Raw genomic sequence first — 22,405 nt, forward strand, 5'->3', positions numbered from 1 at the left:
TACCGACATTCGCGATGAACGAGGCGATGTCGGGGAACCCGCGCATAGGAGAGCTCAATTGCCCAGAAGAATGAGCCTTGTCGCGCTTCTCACGGTCGGCGCACTGCTGACCGACGGCACCGTCGCCCACGCCGCCGCGGACGGCACGGCCGCTCCCATACCGGCGCGCGGCCTGGCCGGTCGCGCCGCCGCCGACCCCTTCTCCCCGCACCCCGGCGCGAACAAGAACAAGAGCAAGAACAAGAATGATCAGCGGCAGCGGGGCGACCAGGGCCAGGGCCAGAACCAGAAGCTGCTCCGTGATTTCACCCAGGTCCTGTCGCCGGTTCAGCAGTCCACGACGCAATCGAGGGCACTGCCGGACAACCGGCAACTCGCCCATTCGCGCACGATCACCTCGAACACCCAAAAGACCGATTCGCACGTACGGAATTCATCGGCACAGAAGACCAGGCAGAGCGCCAACGGCCGGCAGAACGCCGGCGACCAGCAGAACGCGGCGCAGTCCCGGAAAAACCCCAGGAACGAGCCGGCGCCGAAACCCTGCGATCCCAACATTCGCGTCATGACGCAGAACATGTACCTGGGCAGCAACTTCGCGCCGCTGATCGCCGCGCAGACGCTCCCGCAGTTCCTCGCGGGGGTCACGACCGTCTACCAGAACATCATCGCGAGCGCGCCCGCCGAACGCGCGGCCGCGGTCGCCCGCGAGATCGCCCGCAACGAGCCCGACCTGGTGGGCCTCCAGGAGGTCGACATCGTGCGCACCGGTTCGCGGCCGGCGGAGAACGTGCAGTCGGACCAGTTGAACGCCCTTCTGGCCGAGCTCGACCGGCTGGGGCACCACTACGAGACGGTCGGCATCATGCCCGGCACGGACATCGAGGTGCCCAGCACGCTCGGGATCGACGTGCGCCTCACCTATCGTGACGTGGTCATCGTCAGGGCGGACGCGGCCAGGAAGATCACGCTGTCCAACCGGCAGGTGCAGACCTACGTGATCAACTCGACGCAGCGCTCACCGGCGGGCACCATCACCGACATCCGCGGCTGGATCTCCGTGGACGCCACCGTCTGTGGGCGGACGTTCCGCTTCGTCAACACCCATCTGGACTCGACACCACCGTTGACCGTTCAGCGGGCGCAGGCGCAGGAGCTCGTGGCGAGTGCGGCGAACACGCGCCTGCCCGTCGTGTTCGTCGGCGACTTCAACGGCAACGCCAGTGACCCGGACGATCCGACGTTCGCCACCTACCGGTTCCTTCTCGACCAGGGCTTCTCCGACGCGTGGAGGTTCAGGCACTCCGGAGACCCCGGATTCACCTGCTGCCAGGCGCCCGACCTGCGCAATTCCGTCTCCTCGCTGTCGCGCCGCATCGACCTCGTCCTGTTCCGCGGGGCGTTCGGGGTCAAGAACATCAACGTGATCGGGAACAGGCAGACCGACCGTACGCCGCTGGGCCTGTGGCCGTCCGACCATGCGGGAGTCGTGGCGACGCTGCGGCTGCCCGGCCGCACGTAGGCCGCTCGTCCGCCCACAGACCGGCCCGTTCACGCGCGGACCGGCGGGAGGCCGGGCAGACCGACGCGAACCGGCGCAGACCGGGTAGACCGGCGCGGACCGGCAGGAGGACATGCAGACTGGCGCAGACCGGCGGGAGGCCGGGGCGTTTCAGGCCCCGGCCTCCCAGGCCCACAGGCGCTCGCCGTCCTCGACGTGATCGGTGGGCGCCAGGCCGACCCGGCCGGCCACCGCCATGGACGCGTGGTGATCGGGATGGATGTGGGCCTCGATGCGGGCGACGCCGCGCGCCCGCAGCCACCCGGCCAGGGCAGCCGCCGCCTCCGAGGCGTAGCCCTGGCCCTGCCACGTGGTTCCCACGACCCACGCGACCTCGGCCCGCCGCCCCTCGTCCGCCACGGTCGCCTGGACGTAGCCGACCGCCCGCCGGTCGGTGTCGCGGCGGATGATCCAGTTGAGCCACTCCTGCCGCCCGTCCGGTGAGCGGCGGGCTTCGAGCCTGGCGTACCTGGCGCGGAGCTCCTGCGGGGTGGGCGGGGCTCCGCCGATGAAGGCGTACAGCTCCTCTCCCGACAGCACCTCCGCCATCTCGTCCGCGTCCTGCACGGTCAGCGGCCACAGCGTGAGCCGCTCCGCCGCGATGATCCCCATGTGCCGAGTCTCCTCCGCCCCGGCCCGGTACGCCCAGTGGTTTTCCCGCACCCCGGAAAAGAAGATCAGCGTACGAGGCTCAGATGCCGACGGGTTCTCTCTTCCCGGACTGGGCGATCCCGTTCACGACGAGCCACACGTTCGTGGAGGGATTGCGCCCTTTCCGGTTAGGTGCCGAGTGATCGGGATCGGCCGATTTCGCACGGCGTTCGGCTCGAAGATAGTCGTGGTAGGGAAATGTCGCAGAGAGATGCTTGTCGTAGTTCGGCAGTTTCGTCGCGAGCTTCCGCTGGATCTCTTTGGCGGTCAGAGCGGCCGGACAATCCTGATAGTGCCACAGCAGCCAGATCTCGAAGCAGGGGCGGGAGATGACCAGATTGATCCCATCATCTCGCGCCACGCGGATCGCCTCATCCAGAGAGGCGTGATCGTCGACGTCCACCACCGCCCATATCTCGTCATAGGCGAGGAAGGCGTCCCGGTGCCGCCGCGCGGCGGAACGGGCCTTGTCCCGACGCCGGATCGCCTCCCTCACGACGCTCAGCGGATCCTTGCCGCAGCCGTCGACGTCGCAGTGGCCGACCTCTACGGGGACTGCTCGAAAGTGGTCTTTCACCCCGTTGAAGTATTGGACCTCGGTGACGACGCCCTCGCATATGACGAGGATGCGCTTCTTCGGATCTCTTTTCGCTGAAGGCCGTTCCAAGCGTGGGGGGCTACGCCGAGGGCTCATCCAGTCGGGGTTCCATTCCTCGGAAGATCTCGCGAACTTTGTCGAAGTTCAGGTACGGCACAGCACCATATCGACCCTGGAGGTAACCACGCTCGATGTTCTCGTCGGTTCGTGGCCGGAAATCGGCGAGCGGGAAAAGGGATGTGGCACCGTTCGCGTCCTTCTCCGTGAACCAGACCTCGTCCCGGCCCAGGGTGTCGTCGGCGAGCATGGTGCCGAGCAGTGTCGTGTCGTGGGACGCGAACAGCAACTGCGCCCCGGTCCGGTTGATCTCGGGGTCCTGGAACATCCGGATCAAGGTCGAGGAAAGCACGGGGTGAAGGCTGGAGTCGATTTCGTCGACCACCAGCAGGTGTCCGGCCAGAAGCGTCACCAGGGTGTAGCCCAGCATCGACAGCCAGACTCGGGTGCCCGCACTCTCCTCTCTGATGTCCAGGGTGACGTCCGTCCCGGCCCGGCGTAGGCGGATCTCTTTTCCGAACTGCTCCTCGTCGGTGGCGAAGTCGCCGCCACTCTCCCGTACGGCCTCTCGCAGACGCCGGAAACTCGTGAGCACCTCGGGCGGTATCTCGCGACGCACCACCTCGGCCGACTCCAGGCCGAGATCGGCCAGCCGCAGGAGTTCGTTGACGTCCCTGGCCGCTCGGGGATGCTCGAGAAGCGACATGGTCGCCGAGAGCCGAGCCTGTTCGTCGAAGTGATCCTGCTCGGCGAAGTGGACCTTCTCCGCCAACGTCTCGTATAGGGCACCCAGCAACGGGTGGTTGTTGGAAGCCGCCGAGGAGAGGTAAAGGGCGTTCCCTCTGGTGAGCTTCGCGATCCGGGCGGTCTCTCCGCCGAGCGAACGACCGAACCTGTAGTCCTCGGGCCCGTTCCGCTCGAACAGCGTCCTGGGCCGCCCGGCCGGAAAGGAGTACAACCACTCGCCGCGGACGTTCTCGTCGTCGATCTCGAAGCCATAGGAATACCGCACTCCCTCGTCGAGGAAGTCGACCTCATAGAAGGAGGGGGTTTTGCGGCCTGTCTCGTCGAGCAGGAACGGACGTCGCGGCACCCCTCCGCTCGGCGCCCACGTGGTATGCGAACTCTTCACCGCCCGGCTCATCCACCGCAGGGCGTCCAGCACGTTGGACTTGCCCGATGCGTTCGCACCGTAGATCCCCGCCGCTGACACGGTCCGAGGGATCACAGCACCCTTTCGCTTCTGTTCCCCCCGCCGTGGCGCGGCCACGAACGACAACGTCTGTTCATCGCGCAACGACCGATGGTTGGCCACCCGGAAGCGCAGAAGCATAGTGATCACCTCTTCACTTGAGCGCAAGAACCATACAGTTTCAGAGCGATGTACGGAGAGATTCCCCCGAAACCGCGTTTCAATTGCGATCAAAGATGCGTTTGCCTGCGAACGGCCTGAGGTCTGTCGGTCAAGATCGATACAGTGCGCCGGTGATCAGATCGCGGCGTGTCGTGTGGCCGGCGCTCGTGAGCGTGCTTGTGCTGGGAGGGCTCGCCGGCGAGCCGGATCTCACGGTGCATTCGGTGCTGTGCATCTCCACATCGATGGGCGCCGTCGCGTCGATGTCCTGCGGCGATCCCGAGTTCGAAGCCGAGATGAAGGCCAACGCCCTCACTCCCGAGGAGGCGAAGAGCATCGGGTGCCCGCCGGTGCAGTGGGACGACGAGGCGAAGCTCACCCCCGACATCCCGCAGGACCCCGGCTTCCCAAGCGACGAGCCCACCTACACCCCGCGTACGCCCGACCCGGCGGTCGCGGCGCGGGTGAACCAGGCGTGGGACCGCATCGAACGCTGGCCGGGCGCGCACGCCTCGGCCACGCTGCGGAAGCTCAAGTTCGGCGCCGACCCGCAGAACCTCGCCCGGTGGGAGGCGAACCACGGCCGCCGCCTGCCCGACGCCGACGGAGGAGCCGACCCCGGAGAAGCCGACGACCGAGGAGCTGCCGGTTCGTTGGGGTTCGGCCCCGCCCCCTTCTATGAGCTGATGCCCGCCAAGCAGATCCACAGCGAGTGGAAGATGCTCTGCGACATCGGCCCCGACGGGTATTGGTGGGACGGCCACCTGATCCCCTTCGCCTACGCCATCGACGGCGGCAACCTCTTCAACGACACGCGTACGGGGAAGACGGGCGAGTTCTTCAACGAGGAGGGTCTCACCCTGGAGGGCGACGTCGTGTGGCCGTCCTATCTGGCGCTGCTGAAGGCGACCACGAGGTCGCTGGAGACCGGCAGGCCGATCCGCGGCTGGCGGCCGAAGGTCGTCAAGGGTGCGCTGGAGTGGGAGAGCACCCGGTCACGTGCCCGGTGACGGTGAACGTGCCCGGGGCGGCGTACCGCTCGGGATCGGTCGCGTCCCAGGTCACCGCCACCCGGCTGTCCTTCGAGCCGTCGTTGCAGGTGGCGGCGACGGTGCCGGGTCGCCTTGGCAGCACAAATCAGAGCGGCGCGGAGCGTGCGAAAAGGTTTTCGTGATCTCGGTTTTCGGGCGCGGCCCCGATTACGGCAGCCTGCGCGCGATCCCGTCGAGGACGAAGTCGAGCCCGATCACGAAGCGTTCCTCCGGCGTGGGACCGGCCGGATGGGTGAGCCATTCCGTGAGGTGGGGCAGGCCGCCGTCGGCGGCGGCCAGGTCGCGCAGCGCCGCGACGGCGGCATAGAGCCGGGCGTCGTCGTCCAGGCCCTGGCACCGCTCCTGACGGGCCTCCTCGCTGTCCTGCAGCGCGCTGCCCAGCACGTGCCGATCGAGCAGCGCCGCGTAGGTCATCGCATCGCCGACGCTCGCGCCCTGCCGTACGAGGACGGTGAGCATGAACTCCAGCCGGCGCATCATGTGCGGGCCTGCCGGAGGGCGCGCGTGGACCAGCATGGCGAACCAGGGATGCCGTGACGTCATCCGCCGGGTCTCCAGGGCGAGCGTGCGCAGGTCGTCACGCCAGTCGTCGCCGGGCTCGGCGGGCAGCGGGATCTCGGCCGTGGCCGCGTCGAGCATGAGGTCGAACAGGCCCTCCTTGCTGTGCACGTGCCGATAGAGGGCCATCGGCGAGTAGGGCCCGAGCCGGGCGGCGACCGCCTTCATCGTCAGGCCGTCGAGCCCGGCCTCGTCGGCGACGCCGATCGCCGCCGCCACGACCTTCTCCCGGTCCAGCCCGCGCCTGCGCGGCTGCGGCCGGGTCCAGATCAGCGGGAACTCGTCCGTCTCTCCCATGCCGTAAGTTTACAACATACACTCTATGTGTACATCATAAACTTACGGAGGCACCGATGGCACAGGAGACGACCGACGCGTACGAACCCCAGGGGATCCGGCTGGGCGTGGTGAGGGGCGTCAGCTACGGCCTGTTCGGCCCGCCCGGCACGTTCATCCCCCAGGCCCGGTCGCTGGGGGCCGGGATCCTCCGGGCGTACGTCTACTGGAGCCAGGTCGAGCCCGAGCCGGGCCACTACCGCTGGGACGTGGTCGACGCGCTGCTCGGCCAGCTCGACGGCGACGAGGAGGTCTGGATCACGCTGTGCTCCAGCTCCCCCTGGGCGACCCGGACGCCGACCGACTTCCTGCCGCCCTCCCCCGCGCTCGACCTGGACGCGTACGCCGAGTTCGTCCGCCGGGTGGTGCGGCGCTGCGCCGGGCGGGTGCACTACTGGCAGTGCGACAACGAGCCGAGCAACACCGACCTGCTGTGGGCGGGCACCGCCGACGAGTACGTCGCGCAGCTCAAGGTCATGTACGCCGCGGTCAAGGAGGCCGACCCCGCGGCCGCCGTGGTGCTCGGCGGGTGCGGCTACGACGTGCTCGGCGGGGAGCCGGGAAGCGAGCCGTGGCGCTTCTTCGAGCAGGTGCTGCGCGGCGGCCGGGACGCCTTCGATCTGTTCGACGTGCACCTTTACGGTGATGCCGCCGCGGTCCCCGCCCACATCGAGGCCGTACGGGAGCTGATGCGGGCGCACGGCTGTCTCCGGCCGGTGGTGGCGGGCGAGTACGCCGCGCCCGTGCCGTTCGAGTTCCCCGAAGCGCAGGCCGTGATGTACGAGGTGTTCGCCAAGGCGTTCGCCGACGCGGGCGGGCAGGTGCAGAGCACGAGCCAGCCAGCCGTGCAGAGCACGAGCCAGCCAGCCGTGCAGAGCACGAGAGAGCTGGCCGCGAGGGCGCGGCAGGACACCCCGGAGCGGCGGGCCATGGCCGCGTTGTACGCCCGGATGCCGCAGCTCCCGCCCCGGCTGCAGATGTTCATGGAGGGGTGCCCGCCCGAGCTGGAGGCCCGGCGACACCGGATCAACTGCCGCCAACTGGTCGCGTGCACCCTGCAGGCGCTCGCCGCCGGGGTCCGCCGCACCCTCTACTGGAACCTCGCGCCCGAGGTGCCCGGCCCGGCCGATCCGCTGCAGATCATGCATCTGATGTTCGGCAAGCTCGCCATGCTCGGCTACCGGGACGGCGAGCTCGCCGTACGGCACCCGGCGGCGGACACCTTCGCCCTGCTCACGGCGCAGCTCGCGGACGCCCGGCGGGTGACCCGCGTCCCGTTCGCCGACGCGCCCGGCCTGTACGCGTTCGAGGTCGAGCGTGCCGGACAGGAGCCGCTGCTCGTGCTGTGGGACGGGCGGGGCGCGGTCGACGAGGAGGATCTGCCGCCCGTCGCCGTCTCCTGGCCCTGGCCGGCGTCCGCCGCGACCGCCGTGGACGCGTTCGGCGAGCCGCACCCCGTCGAGGTCCGCGACCGGCGGCTGTGCCTGGCCGTCTCCGGCACGCCGGTGTTCGTCAGCCCGATGAACCGGCCGCGATCTCACAACGCCCCCTGACCCCCGTGAACCACTTCTGTCACACAGCAGGATCAAGGTGATGTCGATCGCATAAAGGGATCTTGTCGGCAAACCGGCACGCATGGAGATTTGCGGGGGATTTCCACACCCCCTCTGGAGGCTCTCCGTGCTGTTACGAGCAGCCATCGCCGCGGTCGCCGTGGCCGCGATCGGCGCGGTCCCGGCCCACGCGGCCACCGGTCCGGCCATCACCGTCGACAAGGGACGCACCCAACCGGTCTTCTCCTACGCCGACGCCATCCGCGAGCACGTCTACGTCGAGTCGAGCGTCGACAGCGACTCCGACGGCCGCCTCGACCGGGTCAGGGTCGACATCATCCGGCCCAGGGAGTCGGGCCCCGGGCTCAAGGTGCCGACGATCATCGACGAGAGCCCCTACTACGACAACTCCGGGCGCGGCAACGAGTCCGAGCGCAAGGTGTACGACGCGGCGGGCGAGCCCGTGAAGTTCCCGCTGTTCTACGACAACTACTTCGTGCCGCGCGGATACGCCGTGCTCAACGTCGACATGGTCGGCACCACGAAGTCCGACGGCTGCCCGGACGTCGGCGGCAGGGCCGACGTGCTGGGCGGCAAGGCGGTCATCGACTGGCTGAACGGCCGCGCCCCCGCCTTCCACGACGACGGCTCCCCCGCCGTGGCCGACTGGAGCACCGGCAAGGCCGGCATGATCGGCAAGTCGTACGACGGCACGCTGGCCAACGCGGTCGCGGCGACCGGGGTCGAGGGCCTGGAGACGATCGTCCCGATCTCCGCCATCAGCTCCTGGTACAAGTACCAGCGCTCCAACGGCGTCATCTACAACTTCAACTACATGTCGTACCTGTCCCGGGCCGTCGACACCGACCCGGCCGCCAAGTGCGCGGCCAAGCGGGCCCAGCTCGACGTCGACGCCGACGACACCACGGGCAACTACAACGGCTTCTGGGCCGAGCGCGACTACGTCGCCGGGTCGCTCGGCGACGCCTCGAAGGTGCACGCCAGCGTCTTCGTCGTGCACACGGTCAACGACCTGAACGTCAAGCCCGACAACTTCTCGGTGTGGTGGCAGGCGCTCGCCGAGCGGAACGTGCCGCGCAAGATCTGGGTCGGCCAGTATCAGCACGTGGACCCCTTCGACTTCGAAGGGCGCCGCGACCTGTGGGTCGACACGCTGCACCGGTGGTTCGACTACTGGCTGCTCGGCGTGAACAACGGGATCATGCGGGAGCCGCGCGCCGACGTGCAGGTCGGCCCGGCCGATTGGGTCACCCAGAGCGACTGGCCGACGCCTGCCGCCTCGACCCACTTCTTCCGTCCGTCCGCCGACGGTTCGCTGAACCTCAAGCCCGGCAAGAACGGCGAGACCGCGAGCTTCACCGACGTCCGCCAGTCGGAGGACGCGATGGTCGCCGATGTCGGCACGGCCAAGGCCGGACGGATCGCCTTCACCACCGGCGAGCTGCCGCGCGACCTGCGTATGTCGGGCACGCCCGAGGTGGACCTGCGGGTCTCGCTCGACACGCCGGCCTCGAACCTGACCGCGCTTCTCGTCGACTTCGGCGAGGACACCCGGGTCGACTGGCGCCGTGGACAGGGCATCACCACCCTCGCCGAAGAGGACTGCCACGGCGACAGCACCGCCGACGACGACGCCTGCTACAAGAAGGTCGCCACCAACCTGGCCACGCGGCCGCTGGAGGTCGTGGCCCGCGGCTGGATCGACGCGCAGAACCGCGACTCGCTCTCCGAGTCCTCGCCGCTGACCCCCGGCACGTACGCGCAGGTCAAGTGGAAGACGCTGCCGCAGGAGTACGTCTTCAAGAAGGGCCACAGGATCGGGCTGGTGATCGCCGGCACCGACTCGAACTACAGCGGCGAGCGGGCCACCGGCACCACCGTCACCGTCGACCTGCACAAGAGCCGGGTGGAGATTCCGCTCGTGCTCGGCGTGGGCCACGCGCTGAACGGCGGCGACATTCCCAAGGACAAGGGCACCTGGCACGGTCCCCAGCAGATCGACCTGCCGGTGCCGGACAACAAGCTCTACTGATCCCCTGACCGTCTGGTGACGCGGCGCCGGGACCCCCGTCCCGGCGCCGCCGTACGAGCGGGTTCAGCGTAGATCCAGCGTCATGCCGACGGGAAGCCAGGACGCGGGGTCAGAGATAGGTGACGCCGGTCAGGGACTCGGCGGTGGTCCAGAGGCGGCGGCCGACGCTCGGGTCGGCCGCCTCCGCGCTGGGGCGGACCTCCACGACCCGGCCGCGCGTCTCCCAGGGGCCGGACGGTCCGAAGAACTGACCGCCGCGTACGCCGGGGGCGGTGGCGGCGAAGAGCTGGGGCAGCGCCCCCCGCTCGGCGGGCTGCGTCACCAGCAGCCCGGCTCGGGCAATGATCCGGCCGAGCCGGCCGCGATGCTCCCAGGCCCGGGGAGTGAGATTGCTTCTGGACAGCCCGGGGTGGGCGAGGACGCTGACGACCGGTGAGCCCGCGGCGCGCAGGCGGCGGTCGAGTTCGAGGCCGAAGACGGTGGTGGCGAGCTTGGAGCGGCCGTACGCGCGGCTCGCGCCGAAGTCGCGCCGCGACATCAGGTCGTCGAAGTCGAGGTGGGCGTTCTTGTGGGTGATCGAGCTGAGGCCGACCACCCGTGCCGCGTCCGCCCGGCCGAGGTTGCCGAGCAGCAGGCCGGTGAGGGCGAAGTGGCCCAGCATGTTGGTGCCGAGCTGGAGCTCGAACCCGTCGGCCGTCGTGCGGGCGGGGCCGAGGAGGACCACGCCCGCGTTGTTGACCAGCAGGTCGATCGCCGGGAAGTCGGCGGCGAGGTCCTTCGCGAACGCGTGCACCGACGCGAGCGAGGCCAGGTCGAGTTCCCGCACCTCGATCTCGGCCCCGGGCGCGGAGCGCCGGATCGTCTCGGCCTCCCGCTCGCCCGCGGCGGTGTTGCGTACGGCCATCACGACGTGGGCGCCGTGCCGGGCGAGCTCGGTCGCGGTGACCAGGCCGAGCCCCGAGTTCGCGCCGGTGACGACGGCGACCCGGCCCTGCTGGCCGGGGATGTGACTGGCGTTCCATTCGCTCATGGCGGCGACGCTAGGACGGGATCGCCGGGATTCGGTCGTACGCGGGTGCCTGGGAACCACAGACCTACCTTGGGCGCGGACCACGGCGGCAGACTGTCGGCATGGCCGTCAACCACCCGTACGCCCGTGAGCTCGGCGACTTCCTGCGTACCCGCCGCGGCCGGCTGCGCCCGCAGGACGTCGGCCTGGAGCCGGGGCCCCGGCGCAAGGTGACCGGGCTGCGGCGCGAGGAGGTCGCGCTGCTGGCCGGGCTGAGCACCGATTACTACCAGCGCATGGAGCAGGGCCGTGAAGTGCGGCCCTCCGACGACGTGCTCGACGCCATCGCCTCCGCGCTCGACCTCGACGACGAGGAACGGCGGCACCTGTTCACCCTCGCCCGGGCGGCGCGGCGGCCGGCTGCCGTCCGCACCCGCCGGGCGCCGGAACGCGTGCCGGACAGCACCCGGCGCCTGCTGCACGTCATTGCCACCCCGGCGGTCGTGCTCGGCCGGCACCTCGACGTGCTCGCGTGGAACACCCTCGCCGAGGCACTGCTCGGCGATCCGGACACCCTGCCGCCGGGGCGGCGGAACCTGCTCATGGCGTTGTTCGAGGACCCCGGGGCCCGTGGGCGCTGCCCCGACTGGGAGGCCACCGCCCTGCAGTACATCGGCATGCTGCGGGCCGCCGTCGCGACCGACCCGGACCATCCGCGCGCCCGGGAGGTCATCGGCGAGCTGAGCATCCGCAGCGCGGACTTCCGCCGGCTCTGGGCCCGTCACGAGGTGCGTGAGACCGTCCACGGGACGAAGCTGTTCCGGCACCCGCAGGTCGGCGACATCACCCTCGACTGGGACGTCTATCCCCTGCCCGGCGATCCCGGGCCGGTCCTGCTCGTCCACACCGCCGAGCCCGGCAGCGCGGACGCCGAACGCCTCCAGTTGCTCGCGTCCCTGTACGCCACCTCGGCGGCGGGGAAGGCCCGGGCCGAGGGAACCCCGCGGCCGTCAGCCGCTCGATAGCAAGGTGGCGGCGATCAGCAGCAGGAAGAGCCCCAGGAGGATCGCCAGGCCGCCGCCCGCGACAGCAGAAACCCCAGGCCGACGATGCCGACCTGGGGTTTCTCGCTGGTGCGCCGCCAGGGACTCGAACCCCGGACCCGCTGATTAAGAGTCAGCTGCTCTAACCAACTGAGCTAGCGGCGCGAAAGCTCTTAGAGGTTACCGCAGCGGCCAGATCAGACAAAATCCGGTTAGAGTAGAACAACATTCGGTTCAGCGGTTGGGAGCGCACATGTGGTTCGCCTCGCCTGACGAGGTCCGGGGGCGGCTGGCGGCCGTCGACTACCTTGCCGACGACGGCATCGCGACATCGGTGTTCCTGGCCGGGGCGCTGGGCAAGCCGCTGCTGGCCGAGGGACCGGCGGGGGTGGGCAAGACCCAGCTCGCCAAGGCCGTGGCGCAGGCCACCGGCGCGCGGCTCATCCGCCTGCAGTGCTACGAGGGCCTGGACGAGGCGCGTGCCCTGTACGAGTGGAACTACAAGAAGCAACTGCTGCGCATCCAGGCCGACGACGGCGCCTGGGACGACATCTTCTCCGAGGAGTTCCTGCTCGAACGCCCCCTGCTGCGGGCGATCAGGAGCGAGGAGCCCACCGTGCTGCTCATCGACGAGACCGACAAGGCCGACGTCGAGGTCGAGGGGCTGCTGCTGGAGATCCTGTCCGACTACCAGATCACGATCCCCGAGCTGGGCACGATCACCGCCGCGCGCCGGCCGTACGTCGTGCTGACCTCGAACGCGACCCGCGAGCTGTCGGAGGCGCTCAAGCGGCGCTGCCTCTATCTCCACCTCGGCTACCCCACGCCGGAACGAGAGCGCGACATCCTGCTCGCGCAGATCCCCGGGCTGCCCGCGAGCATCGCCGACCAGCTCGCCCGTACGGTGGCCACGCTGCGGGGGCTGGAGCTGAAGAAGTCGCCGTCGATCGCGGAGACCGTCGACTGGGCGCACACCCTGCTCGCGCTGGGCCGCACGGAGCTGGACGAGGCGCTGATCGGCGCGACGCTGGGCGTGGTGCTCAAGCACAACTCCGACCAGGTGCGGGCCGCCAAGGAGCTCGGCCTGCCGTCCCGGTCATGACGGCTCGGGCGTCCCTCGTGGACCGGCACGTGGGGTTCGTCCACGCCCTGCGGGAGGCCGGGCTGCCGGTCTCCCCGGCCGAGGGCCTGGACGCGGCCCACGCGCTCATGGTCATCGACCTGGCCGAGCGGGAGACGCTGCGCGAGGCGTACGCCGCGACGCTGGTGAAGCGGCCCGCCCACCGGCCGGGGTTCGACCTGCTCTTCGACCTGTGGTTCCCGCCGGTGACCGGTCCGGCCGCGAGCGCGGACGTCCCCGACGACGCCGCGCTGCCGGAGCTGCGTGAGCGGCTGGCGGAGCTGCTGATGGGCGACCCGGCCGACCCCGCGTTCCGGGAGTTCGCGCGGGCGATGGTCGGACGATTCGGGCAGGTCCAGGCGGCGCCCGGCAGGCAGTCGTGGTTCTCCTTCCCGGTGCTGCGCGCGCTGTCGCCGGAGACGCTGGTGGCCCGGATGCTGGCGGCCATGCTCGACGAGCGCGGTGGCCTGCCGGAGAAGGTCGCCAGACGACACATCTCTCGGACCATCGAAGCCTTCACCGAGGCGGTGGCCTCCGACGTACGCCGCAGGATCGCCGAGGAGTCGGGCGTCGAGAAGATCGCCAGGTCGACGGTCCGGCCGCCGATCGACCGGGTCGACTTCCTGCGCGCGACCAAGGAGGAGCTGGCCCGGCTGCGCCGAGAGGTCTATCCCCTCGCCCGCCGCCTGGCCACGCGGCTGTCGATCCGGCAGAAGCGGGGGCGGCGCGGGCGGCTCGACTTCCGGCGTACGGTGCGGGCCTCGCTGTCCACGGGCGGGGTGCCGCTCACCACGCACCTGCGCCCGCCCCGCCCGCACCGGCCCGAGCTGGTGGTGCTGTGCGACGCCAGCGACTCGGTCTCCACGTTCTCGCACTTCACTCTGCTGCTGACGTTCGCACTCCGGGAGCAGTTCACCAAGGTGCGGGCGTTCGCGTTCGTGGACACCGTGGACGAGATCACGGACCTGTTCGCCCCGGGCGCGGACGTGCTGGACGCCATCGGCCGCCTCACCGACGAGGCCGACATCGTCAGGTTCGGCCGCACCGACTATGGCCACGTCTTCGAGCGCTTCGCCGAACGCTTCCCCGACGCCGTCGGCCCCCGGACGTCGCTGCTGATCCTCGGCGACGCCAGGTCGAACTATCAGGTGCCGGCGCTGGGCACGCTGAAGCGGCTGGCCGGGCAGGCCAGGCACGCCTACTGGCTCAACCCGGAGCCCCGGGCCCAGTGGGACACCGGGGACTCCCTCGCCACGGCGTACGGCTCGGTCGTGCCCATGCACGAGTGCCGCAACGTCGCCCAGCTCGCCGCCTTCGTCGAGACACTGGCCTGAGAGACGCCGGCCTGACGGACACGGCCTGACGGACACGGCCTGAGAGACACCGGCCCGAGTCGATTCCCTTCGCCCGAATCGACACGGCCGCGGGCCGCCCGGCTCAGCTCGGCTCGGCTCAGCTCATGCGGCGCAGGATGCGGGCCGCCGTACGGGCCAGCAGTTCGATCTGCTCCTCGGTGAACGTCCCGGACCCGTGCGCGCGGATCCAGCGGGCGACCCTCCACGGGTAGGCGACGGTCAGCCCCTCGCCGTGCAGCACGCCGCCCCTGGCCTTGATCTTCCCGCCGTGTACGGCGAGCACCGGGTCGATGGAGACCTCGATGCCGGTCTCCTTGGTCAGCAGCCCGGCCATCGACCCGGCGGCGGAGATGAGCCCCTTGGCGACCGAGGTGCCGAACTTCTCGTCGAAGAACAGCCGCTCGCCGTAGCGCGCGATCAGGGTGTCGGGCGACCACGCCTCGTTGTCCACGATCCAGATGCCGCCCGGCCCGATGACGAGGTGGTCGATCGACGCCTCGCCGGGGACGGCCCGGCCGTCCATCACGCGATAGCCGTGCCGGCGCAGCGCGAACCGCAGCAGCCGCCCGGTGCGCACTTCGCCACGGCGCTTGCCCCGCCACACGGCCGTACGCTCGTGCAGGCGCCAGGCGATGAACAGGTCGGTGCCGCCCGCGAGGACGCCCAGGCCGACACCGGCGGCGAACATGTTCAGGCCGAACCGCGGGCCCACCAGGTTGCCGATGACGAACCCCGCGAAGGCGACGGCGGCCCGCACCCGGATGCGGTTCTTGCGTCCGGCGAACCAGAACGTCTCGTACAGGTTCTGCGGCGATGCGCCCGTGAACTTCTCATCCTTCGGGACGTAAATGGACCCACTGGGCACGCGAAACCCCCCACACTAGGCATGCGGCTTTCTCCGGGATACCCGAGCGGGAATCCCAACCCTCCTAAGGTGAGGGAAGTAGCGCAATTACGCCAGTGCCGACACTTGACCGACCAGTCGGTATGCTTGACTTGAGAGACAGAGGAGGTCGGCAATGGCCCGCCGCGCAGCCAGGGAGCACAGCGCAGCCCGACAACACAGCGCAGCCCGAGAGCGCAGCGCCGCCGGAGAACGCCGCGCAACGGGGGACCGCGCGAACGGGTCCCTGGAGGAGCCGGTGCGGCAGCGCCTGCTCGCCGAGGCCACCCGGCTGTTCGCCCAGCGGGGTTTCGAGAGCACGTCGGTGCAGGAGATCGTCGCGGCCGCCGGCGTCACCAAGGGCGCCATGTATCACTACTTCGATTCCAAGGACGACCTGCTCCACGAGATCTACGCCCGGGTGCTGCGCCTGCAGATGGAGCGCCTCAACCGGTTCGCCGACGCGGAGGGCCCGGTGGCCGAGCGGCTGCACGCCGCCGCGACGGACGTGGTGGTGACCACGGTCGACAACCTCGACGACTCCAAGATCTTCTTCAGGTCGATGCACCAGCTCGCGCCGGAGACGTACAAGAGCGTGCGGGCCGAGCGGCGGCGCTATCACGAGCGGTTCCGCGACCTCGTGGTCGAGGGGCAGCGCGACGGCGTCTTCCGCGACGACATCCCCGCCGAGATGGTGGTCGACTTCTTCTTCGGCTCGGTCCACCACCTCGGCACCTGGTATCACCCGGACGGCCCGCTGACCGGCCAGGAGGTCGGCCGCCACTTCGCCGACCTCCTGCTCAACTCGCTGCGACCCTGATCACGCCCGGCACCACGGCTCACATGGGCGCGGGGAGGTCCGCCGGGCCGGCGAGCGCGTCGCGGTGGTCGCCCGGCGTGCCCAGCCCGATCTGATCGGCCTTGGCCCGCTTGAGATAAAGATGCGCGGGGTGCTCCCAGGTCATCCCGATGCCGCCGTGAAGCTGCACGCACTCCTCCGCGGCGTGCACCGCGACCGCCCCGCAGTGGGCCTGCGCCACCGCGACCGCCACGGCCGCCTCGTCGCCGAGCGGTCCCGCGGCGGGCGCCTCCGCCAGCAGGGCCGCCGCGTTGCGGGCCGCCGCCCTGGCCCCCACGACCTCCAGCCACAGGTCGGCCAGCCGGTGCTTGACCGCCTGGAACGACCCCACGGGACGGGCGAACTGCCTGCGCTCCTTCACGTACGCGACCGTGGTGGTGAGGCACCACTCGGCGACGCCGAGCTGTTCGGAGGCGAGCAGGCCGGCGCCGCGCGCCAGGGCCTCCCACACCCACGGCAGCTCCAGCCCCTCCGCCCGCGCGACGATCCGCGCCGGGGCCGACGCGAACTCGACGGTCGCGATGGGCCGGGTCAGGTCGAGCGAGGTGACCGTCGTCACCCGGACGGCCTCCTCGGCGCTCCCCTGGACGGTGGGCGACGTCTCGACCGCGCACAGCCCCACGCCCTGCGCGAGCCGCACCGGGACGAGCAGGACGTCGGCGGCCTCCGCGCCGATCACCCCCGTGACCGTGCCGGTGACCGTGCCGTCCTCGCCGAGGGACGCCACCGGGGCCGGCGGCGCGTACGGCGAGGCGGCGAACGACACCGCGAGCGCGGCGGTCGCCTCACCGGTCGCCAGGCGTCCCAGCAGCTCACCGGCCACCTCTCCCCCCGCCACAAGCAATGCCTGGGTGGCGAGGACGGCGCTGCTGAGGAACGGCACGGGAGCGACGGCCCGGCCCAGCTCCTCCAGCACGACGGCCGCCTCCCGCGCCGAGGCGCCCGCGCCGCCGAGCTCCTCGGGGACCAGCAGCCCGGCCACGCCGATGTCGCGGGCGAGCGCCTTCCACAGCTCCGCGTCGTACGGCGTGCCGCCCGCGGCGGCCGAGCCGGCCCGGTCGAGCACGGCGGACGGCGGGCAGGTGTCGGTGAGCAGGTCGCGGACGGCGGCCCGCAGCTCCTCCTCCACCTCCGTGTACAGCAGCGTCATCGGGGGAGGTCCTTCCAGGCGACGTCCTTGTCGGCGCGCGGCTCGGCGGGCAGGCCGAGGACGCGTTCGGCGATGATGTTGCGCAGGATCTCGGAGGTGCCGCCCTCGATCGAGTTGCCCTTGGCGCGCAGGTAGCGGTAGCCCGCCTCGCGGCCGACGAAGTCGACCGTGTCGGGGCGGCGGAACGTCCAGTCGTCGTAGGCCAGGCCGTCCTCGCGCAGCAGCTCGACCTCCAGGCCCGACAGCTCCTGGTGCAGCCGGGCGAAGGCCAGCTTCATGCCCGATCCCTCCGGCCCCGGATGCCCGGCGGCGAGCTGCTCGCGCAGCCGTACGGCGGTCAGCCGCATGACCTCCGTGTCCACCCAGAGCTTGAGCAGCCGCTGGTGCAGGTCGTGGGTGCGCAGCTCGGGCCGGGAGCGCCAGGTCTCGGCGACGACGCCCATCATCGTGCGCCGGGTCGGCGTGCCGCCGATGGCGACCCGTTCGTTCATGAGGGTGGTCTGCGCGACCCGCCAGCCGTCGCCCACCTCGCCCAGCCGCAGCGAGTCGGGCAGCCGCACCCCGGTGAGGAAGACCTCGTTGAACTCGGCCTCTCCGGTGATCTGGCGCAACGGGCGCACCTCGACGCCGGGGGCGTGCATGTCGCACACGAAGTAGGTCAGCCCACGGTGCTTGGGCACGCCGGGGTCGGTGCGGGCCACGAGGATGGCCCAGCGCGCGGTGTGCGCGCTCGACGTCCACACCTTCTGGCCGTCCACCACCCACTCGTCGCCCTCGCGTACGGCGCGGGTGGCCAGCGTGGCGAGGTCGGAACCGGCCCCCGGCTCGCTGAAGAGCTGGCACCACACCTCCTCGCCCGTCCACAGCGGGCGCAGGAAGCGCTTCTTCTGCTCCTCGGTGCCGAAGGCGAGGATCGTCGGGGCGGCCATGCCGAGGCCGATGCCGATCCGGCCCGGCCGGTTGTCGGGCGTGCCCTTCAGCTCCCGCTCGACCACGGCCTGCAGGTCCCTGGACGCGCCGAGCCCGCCGAGGCCCTCCGGGAAGTGCACCCAGGCCAGCCCGGCGTCGAACCGGGCGCGCAGGAACTCCAGGCGGTCCATGGCCGCCGGGTCGTGCTCCGCGAGGAAGGCTCTGGCGCGCTCGGCGACCGACGCCTCATCCCATGCCACGAAATATCACCCCATGTATTTCTTGAGCTCGCGGTAGGCCAGCGACCGCTTGTGGACCTCGTCGGGGCCGTCGGCGAACCGCAGCGACCGCGCGCCCGCCCACAGCGCCGCCAGCGGGAAGTCCTGGCTGATCCCGCCGGCGCCGTGCGCCTGGATGGCCTTGTCGAGGATCCACTCCACCGTCGCCGGACCGGCGATCTTGATGGCCTGGATCTCCGTGTGCGCGCCCTTGTTGCCGACCGTGTCCATCAGCCAGGCCGTCTTCAGCACCAGCAGGCGCAGTTGCTCGATGCGCACCCGCGACTCGGCGATCCAGTCCTGGATCACGCCCTGCCGGGCCAGCGGCTTGCCGAACGCCTCGCGCTCCAGCACCCGGCGGCACATCAGCTCCACCGCCCGCTCGGCCATGCCGATGAGCCGCATGCAGTGGTGGATGCGGCCCGGCCCCAGCCGGGCCTGGGCGATGGCGAACCCGCCGCCCTCCTCGCCGATGAGGTTGTCCACCGGCACCCGTACGTCCTCGAACACCACCTCGGCGTGCCCGCCGTGGTCGGCGTCGTCGTAGCCGAAGACCGTCATGCCGCGCCGTACGGTGAGACCGGGGGTGTCGCGCGGGACGAGCACCATGCTCTGCTGGCGGTGCTTGGGCGCCTCGGGGTCGGTCTTGCCCATCACGATGAAGACCTTGCAGTTCGGGTTCATCGCGCCGGTGATGAACCACTTGCGCCCGTTGATGACGTACTCCCCGCCGTCCCTCCTGATGGAGGTCGCGATGTTCGTCGCGTCGGAGGAGGCGACGTCGGGCTCGGTCATCGCGAAGGCCGACCTGATCTCCCCGGCCAGCAGCGGCTCCAGGTATTCCTTGCGCTGCCACTCGCTGCCGAACTCCGCCAGCACCTCCATGTTGCCGGTGTCGGGCGCGGCGCAGTTGGTGGCCGGCGGCGCGATGCCGGGCGACCTGCCCATGATCTCCGCGAGCGGGGCGTACTGGAGGTTGGTCAGCCCGGCGCCGTGCTCGCCCCGGGTGTCGGACGGCGGGAGGAAGAGGTTCCACAGGCCGCGCGAGCGGGCCTCGGCCTTGAGGTCCTCCAGCATCGGCGGCGGGCTCCAGCCGCTTCCGGCCGCCTGCTCGTGGAAGGCGTGCTCGGACGGATAGACGCACTCGTCCATGAAGTCGAGCAGCCGATCGCGGTAGCGGTTCGTGGTCGCGTCGAACGCGAAGTCCATCAGACCTCCATCAGCCCGCGGGCGACGATCGGGGCGACCTGGTCGCCGACCTCGGCGAAGCCCTCCCCCACCGTGAGCCCCTGTGTGTATCGGAAATGGATGCCCTCGGCGATCACCGCGAGCTTGAAGCAGGCGAGGCCGACGTACCAGCCGAGCCGGGACAGGTCGCGGCCGGCCGCCTCCTCGTAGTGCATGCTCAGCTCGGCGCTGGGCGGCGCCTCCCCGGCCGCGCCCCGGTCGAGCGAGGCGAACTCGCCGTAGAGGAGGAACAGCGCCAGGTCGGTGAGCGGGTCGCCGAGCGTGGACATCTCCCAGTCGAGCACGGCCCGCACCTCGTCATCGGCGATGAGCGTGTTACCCAGCTTGAAGTCGCCGTGCACGATCGCCGGCGCGCCGGAGGCGGGCACGTCGCGGACGAGCCGCTCGTGGAGGTCGTCGATGCCGGGCACCTCGCGGCTGCGCGAGGCGTCGAGCTGCCGCTTCCACCGGGCGACCTGGCGCTCCAGGAAGCCGTCCGGCCTGCCGAAGTCGCCGAGGCCCACGCTCTCCGGGGTGATCGAGTGCAGCGCGGCCAGCACGTCCACCAGCCCGTGGGCGAGATCGGGGGTGAGCTGCGGCTGCCCGCCCTCCACGTATTCCATGACGTAGAAGGGCGCGCCGACGACCTCCGGGTCGCGGCAGAGATGGTAGGTGCGGGGCACCGGGACGCCGGTGTCCCTGAGCGCGCTCATGACCCGATATTCACGGCCCATGTCGTGCGCCGTCGCCAGCACGTGCCCGAGCGGCGGCCGCCGCACGACGTACGTGCTCGTGCCGTCCCCGACGACGTACGTCAGGTTGGACTTGCCGCCCACGATCAGCTCCGCGGTGAGCGGTCCTTCGGTCAGGCCCTCGCGCTGGAGGTGCTCGGCGAGGCGGGTGAGGTCGAGGCCCGGCGGGTCAGGAGTCACCCCGTCAGCGTACCGACCAGACGGTATGTATGTCGACACGGTCACGGTGAAGTGGTCCTCGCCGTTCCGCCCGAAGTGGCCATCCGCGCACCGCCGGGACCGGCGATAACGTCGGCCGCATGACCGCGAAGTTGCCCGCGCCCGTCGTGCTCGACGGCCGCGTCGTACGCCTTGAGCCGCTCGCCCCCGGCCACGTGCCCGACCTGTTCCTCGCGGCGTCCGACGAGGAGATCTGGCGGCACCGGCCGGAGCCCACACCGCGCACCGAGGACGACACGCGCCGCCTCGTGGACAAGCTGATCGCCGACCCGCGCACCACCCAGTTCGCGGTGGTCTTCAAGGAGACCGGCCAGGCGATCGGCTCGACCGGCTACTGGGAGGTCGACGGCTTCGACGAGAGCGTGGAGATCGGCTCCACCTGGTACGGCAGGGCCTACTGGCGCACCGCCGTCAACACCGAGTGCAAGGTCCTGCTGCTCGACCACGCCTTCGCCCTGGGGTTCGTCCGCGTGGTGCTGAAGACCGACATCCGCAACCTGCGGTCGCAGGCGGCCATCGAGCGCATCGGCGGCGTCCGCGAGGGCGTGCTCCGGCGGCAGTATCGCCGCGCGGACGGCACCTGGCGCGACAGCCCTCTCTATTCGATCCTCGACGACGAGTGGCCTGCCCACCGCGCCCGCCTGTTGGCCGCCCGGAAATAAGTCCCCCGGCGCGTGTCGATCCGGGGCCGGGCGGACGACCTACGAGCAGTTCGCGGGCTACTGGCCCAAGCAGCCGCCGAACCCATTCAGCGAGGCTCTCGCCCGCGCCCGGAAATACGTGGCGTCCACCACCCTGGCCGAACCCCTCGCCTGGGAGAACTCCGTGCTCCTCGGAGGTGACGCAGCCGACGCGGTGCGCCGCCTGAAGGAGGAGCTGCCGGAGAACCTGGTGGTGTTCGGCAGCGGGGTTCTGGTGCGGTCGCTGCTGCCGCTCGACCTCGTCGACACGCTGGTCCTTCTGGTCTACCCGCTCGTGCTCGGCTCCGGCCGCCGGCTGTTCCCTGGCGCTGGCTCGGACCTGGGCTCGGGCTCGGACCTGGGCTCGGGCTCGGACCTGGGCTCGGGCCTGCGGGACTTCCGGCTGGTCGAGTCGGCGGCGACCGGGACGGGAGTGGTCATCACCGTCTACCAGCCCGCCTGACGGCGAACGGACACTTCGACGGGGCGGCCGGGGTTCACCTGCCCGAGACGACGCGGAGCAGCTCCCGGAAGGCGGCGCCGAGCTCGTCGAGGGTCGGCACCTCCCCCGCCCCCACGATCGCGTCGAACAGCAGCCCTTCGATGTAGGCGACCATCTGCCGGCCGTGCCGCACCGGATCGGGCGAGCCGGCGGCGGCCAGCGCCGCGACGACCTGCTCCCGGATCCGGCGTCCCACGTCGTCGTATATCTTCCGCAGCTCGGGGCGCCGGGTCGCCTCCAGCGCAAGCTCGTATCGCGCGATCGTGGTCTCGCGGTGCACGGTGATCGCCGCGTGCATCGTCCGCGCCAGCAGATCCGCCAGCCGGGCCGCCTCGACCACGCCTTCGGGCATGTCCCCGGCGGGCGCCATCGCGGCGGCGAACACGGCCTCCTCGCGCTCGGTGAGCCGGGCCAGCGTGAGCTCCAGCAGCGCCGCCCGCGTACGCGCGTGGTTGGAGGTGGAGCCCGGCGGCAGCCCCGCGGCCTCGTCCACCGCCCGATGGGTGAGGCCGCGCATCCCCCGCTCGGCCAGGATCGCGATGGCCGCGTCCGCGACGACGACCGCACGCTGACTGCTCACCCCCACATCGTAGGGGCGGACTACAGGTGTAGTACATTCACTACATCTGTAGTGACAAGGAGGCGG

At 70.7% G+C, this 22,405-nt stretch carries 21 protein-coding genes and 1 tRNA gene; 10 read left to right on the forward strand and 12 right to left on the reverse strand.

Features of this window, described 5'->3' with window-relative positions; all coding sequences use genetic code 11:
• Nucleotides 1-58 precede the first annotated feature (58 nt).
• Complete coding sequence (locus HCK04_RS06090) at nucleotides 59-1,522, forward strand: endonuclease/exonuclease/phosphatase family protein (RefSeq protein WP_142645900.1); 1,464 nt, start codon at nucleotides 59-61, stop codon at nucleotides 1,520-1,522.
• A gap of 150 nt (nucleotides 1,523-1,672) precedes the next feature.
• Here the strand turns inward: HCK04_RS06090 and HCK04_RS06095 are convergent, their stop codons facing one another.
• The 3 genes from HCK04_RS06095 to HCK04_RS06105 all read right to left on the reverse strand — a co-directional run bounded on the left by HCK04_RS06095 (nucleotide 1,673) and on the right by HCK04_RS06105 (nucleotide 4,200).
• Entirely contained in the window at nucleotides 1,673-2,173 is a 501-nt protein-coding gene (locus HCK04_RS06095; protein WP_142645901.1) for a GNAT family N-acetyltransferase, read from the reverse strand.
• A gap of 79 nt (nucleotides 2,174-2,252) precedes the next feature.
• Nucleotides 2,253-2,879: an RloB family protein gene (locus tag HCK04_RS06100; protein WP_240971070.1), complete on the reverse strand. Its 627-nt coding sequence runs from the start codon at nucleotides 2,877-2,879 to the stop codon at nucleotides 2,253-2,255.
• A gap of 10 nt (nucleotides 2,880-2,889) precedes the next feature.
• Complete coding sequence (locus HCK04_RS06105; RefSeq protein WP_142645903.1) at nucleotides 2,890-4,200, reverse strand: ATP-binding protein; 1,311 nt, start codon at nucleotides 4,198-4,200, stop codon at nucleotides 2,890-2,892.
• Between the two features lie 152 nt (nucleotides 4,201-4,352).
• On the opposite strand from HCK04_RS06105, the gene HCK04_RS06110 reads away from it, so the two are divergent.
• The gene (locus HCK04_RS06110) at nucleotides 4,353-5,231 is read left to right on the forward strand and encodes an SMI1/KNR4 family protein (RefSeq protein ID WP_142645904.1); all 879 of its coding nucleotides are present in this window, start codon (nucleotides 4,353-4,355) and stop codon (nucleotides 5,229-5,231) included.
• 189 nt (nucleotides 5,232-5,420) lie between these two features.
• Here HCK04_RS06110 and HCK04_RS06120 read toward each other — a convergent pair whose 3' ends face one another.
• Complete coding sequence (locus HCK04_RS06120; RefSeq protein ID WP_142645906.1) at nucleotides 5,421-6,128, reverse strand: TetR/AcrR family transcriptional regulator; 708 nt, start codon at nucleotides 6,126-6,128, stop codon at nucleotides 5,421-5,423.
• 56 nt (nucleotides 6,129-6,184) lie between these two features.
• Between HCK04_RS06120 and HCK04_RS06125 the strand changes: the two genes are divergently transcribed.
• Nucleotides 6,185-7,720, forward strand: coding sequence for a hypothetical protein (locus HCK04_RS06125; RefSeq protein ID WP_142645907.1), 1,536 nt, complete (start codon nucleotides 6,185-6,187; stop codon nucleotides 7,718-7,720).
• A 127-nt stretch (nucleotides 7,721-7,847) separates the two neighbouring features.
• On the forward strand, nucleotides 7,848-9,773 hold the full coding sequence (locus HCK04_RS06130) for a Xaa-Pro dipeptidyl-peptidase (RefSeq protein WP_260617135.1): 1,926 nt from the start codon (nucleotides 7,848-7,850) through the stop codon (nucleotides 9,771-9,773).
• Between the two features lie 109 nt (nucleotides 9,774-9,882).
• Here HCK04_RS06130 and HCK04_RS06135 read toward each other — a convergent pair whose 3' ends face one another.
• The gene (locus HCK04_RS06135) at nucleotides 9,883-10,803 is read right to left on the reverse strand and encodes an oxidoreductase (protein WP_142645909.1); all 921 of its coding nucleotides are present in this window, start codon (nucleotides 10,801-10,803) and stop codon (nucleotides 9,883-9,885) included.
• Nucleotides 10,804-10,904: 101 nt separating this feature from the next.
• Here HCK04_RS06135 and HCK04_RS06140 point away from each other — a divergent pair, with 101 nt between their 5' ends.
• Entirely contained in the window at nucleotides 10,905-11,807 is a 903-nt protein-coding gene (locus HCK04_RS06140) for a helix-turn-helix transcriptional regulator (RefSeq protein ID WP_142645910.1), read from the forward strand.
• Between the two features lie 106 nt (nucleotides 11,808-11,913).
• Here HCK04_RS06140 and HCK04_RS06145 read toward each other — a convergent pair.
• Nucleotides 11,914-11,990: transfer RNA gene (locus HCK04_RS06145), tRNA-Lys, on the reverse strand.
• A gap of 88 nt (nucleotides 11,991-12,078) precedes the next feature.
• Between HCK04_RS06145 and HCK04_RS06150 the strand changes: the two genes are divergently transcribed.
• Both HCK04_RS06150 and HCK04_RS06155 read left to right on the forward strand, forming a co-directional pair.
• Complete coding sequence (locus HCK04_RS06150) at nucleotides 12,079-12,927, forward strand: MoxR family ATPase (protein WP_142645911.1); 849 nt, start codon at nucleotides 12,079-12,081, stop codon at nucleotides 12,925-12,927.
• The gene (locus HCK04_RS06155; protein ID WP_142645912.1) at nucleotides 12,924-14,279 is read left to right on the forward strand and encodes a VWA domain-containing protein; all 1,356 of its coding nucleotides are present in this window, start codon (nucleotides 12,924-12,926) and stop codon (nucleotides 14,277-14,279) included. Before HCK04_RS06150 ends, HCK04_RS06155 begins: the two co-directional genes overlap by 4 nt.
• Nucleotides 14,280-14,397: 118 nt before the next feature.
• Here the strand turns inward: HCK04_RS06155 and HCK04_RS06160 are convergent, their stop codons facing one another.
• Complete coding sequence (locus HCK04_RS06160; RefSeq protein ID WP_142645913.1) at nucleotides 14,398-15,165, reverse strand: nuclease-related domain-containing protein; 768 nt, start codon at nucleotides 15,163-15,165, stop codon at nucleotides 14,398-14,400.
• 277 nt (nucleotides 15,166-15,442) lie between these two features.
• On the opposite strand from HCK04_RS06160, the gene HCK04_RS06165 reads away from it, so the two are divergent.
• Nucleotides 15,443-16,003, forward strand: coding sequence for a TetR/AcrR family transcriptional regulator (locus HCK04_RS06165; protein WP_260617136.1), 561 nt, complete (start codon nucleotides 15,443-15,445; stop codon nucleotides 16,001-16,003).
• Nucleotides 16,004-16,022: 19 nt separating this feature from the next.
• Here HCK04_RS06165 and HCK04_RS06170 read toward each other — a convergent pair whose 3' ends face one another.
• The 4 genes from HCK04_RS06170 to HCK04_RS06185 are packed head-to-tail and all read right to left on the reverse strand — an operon-like array spanning nucleotide 16,023 to nucleotide 20,538.
• Nucleotides 16,023-17,192: an acyl-CoA dehydrogenase family protein gene (locus HCK04_RS06170; RefSeq protein WP_142645915.1), complete on the reverse strand. Its 1,170-nt coding sequence runs from the start codon at nucleotides 17,190-17,192 to the stop codon at nucleotides 16,023-16,025.
• Nucleotides 17,189-18,361: an acyl-CoA dehydrogenase family protein gene (locus HCK04_RS06175; protein ID WP_142645916.1), complete on the reverse strand. Its 1,173-nt coding sequence runs from the start codon at nucleotides 18,359-18,361 to the stop codon at nucleotides 17,189-17,191. The genes HCK04_RS06170 and HCK04_RS06175 overlap by 4 nt, the downstream gene beginning before the upstream one ends.
• A 6-nt stretch (nucleotides 18,362-18,367) precedes the next feature.
• Nucleotides 18,368-19,588: an acyl-CoA dehydrogenase family protein gene (locus HCK04_RS06180; RefSeq protein ID WP_142645917.1), complete on the reverse strand. Its 1,221-nt coding sequence runs from the start codon at nucleotides 19,586-19,588 to the stop codon at nucleotides 18,368-18,370.
• Complete coding sequence (locus HCK04_RS06185) at nucleotides 19,588-20,538, reverse strand: phosphotransferase family protein (protein ID WP_142645918.1); 951 nt, start codon at nucleotides 20,536-20,538, stop codon at nucleotides 19,588-19,590. The genes HCK04_RS06180 and HCK04_RS06185 overlap by 1 nt, the downstream gene beginning before the upstream one ends.
• A gap of 119 nt (nucleotides 20,539-20,657) precedes the next feature.
• Between HCK04_RS06185 and HCK04_RS06190 the strand changes: the two genes are divergently transcribed.
• Together HCK04_RS06190 and HCK04_RS06195 are read left to right on the forward strand one after the other, a co-directional pair.
• Nucleotides 20,658-21,239, forward strand: coding sequence for a GNAT family protein (locus HCK04_RS06190; RefSeq protein WP_142645919.1), 582 nt, complete (start codon nucleotides 20,658-20,660; stop codon nucleotides 21,237-21,239).
• A complete protein-coding gene (locus HCK04_RS06195; protein ID WP_205829955.1) occupies nucleotides 21,202-21,720 on the forward strand; it encodes a dihydrofolate reductase family protein in 519 nt (172 codons plus the stop codon). The genes HCK04_RS06190 and HCK04_RS06195 overlap by 38 nt, the downstream gene beginning before the upstream one ends.
• A gap of 34 nt (nucleotides 21,721-21,754) precedes the next feature.
• Here HCK04_RS06195 and HCK04_RS06200 read toward each other — a convergent pair whose 3' ends face one another.
• Nucleotides 21,755-22,339: a TetR/AcrR family transcriptional regulator gene (locus tag HCK04_RS06200; RefSeq protein ID WP_142645921.1), complete on the reverse strand. Its 585-nt coding sequence runs from the start codon at nucleotides 22,337-22,339 to the stop codon at nucleotides 21,755-21,757.
• Between the last annotated feature and the right edge of the window lie 66 nt (nucleotides 22,340-22,405).

The organism is Microbispora sp. CL1-1 (assembly GCF_012034195.1).
Classification (GTDB): Bacteria; Actinomycetota; Actinomycetes; order Streptosporangiales; family Streptosporangiaceae; genus Microbispora.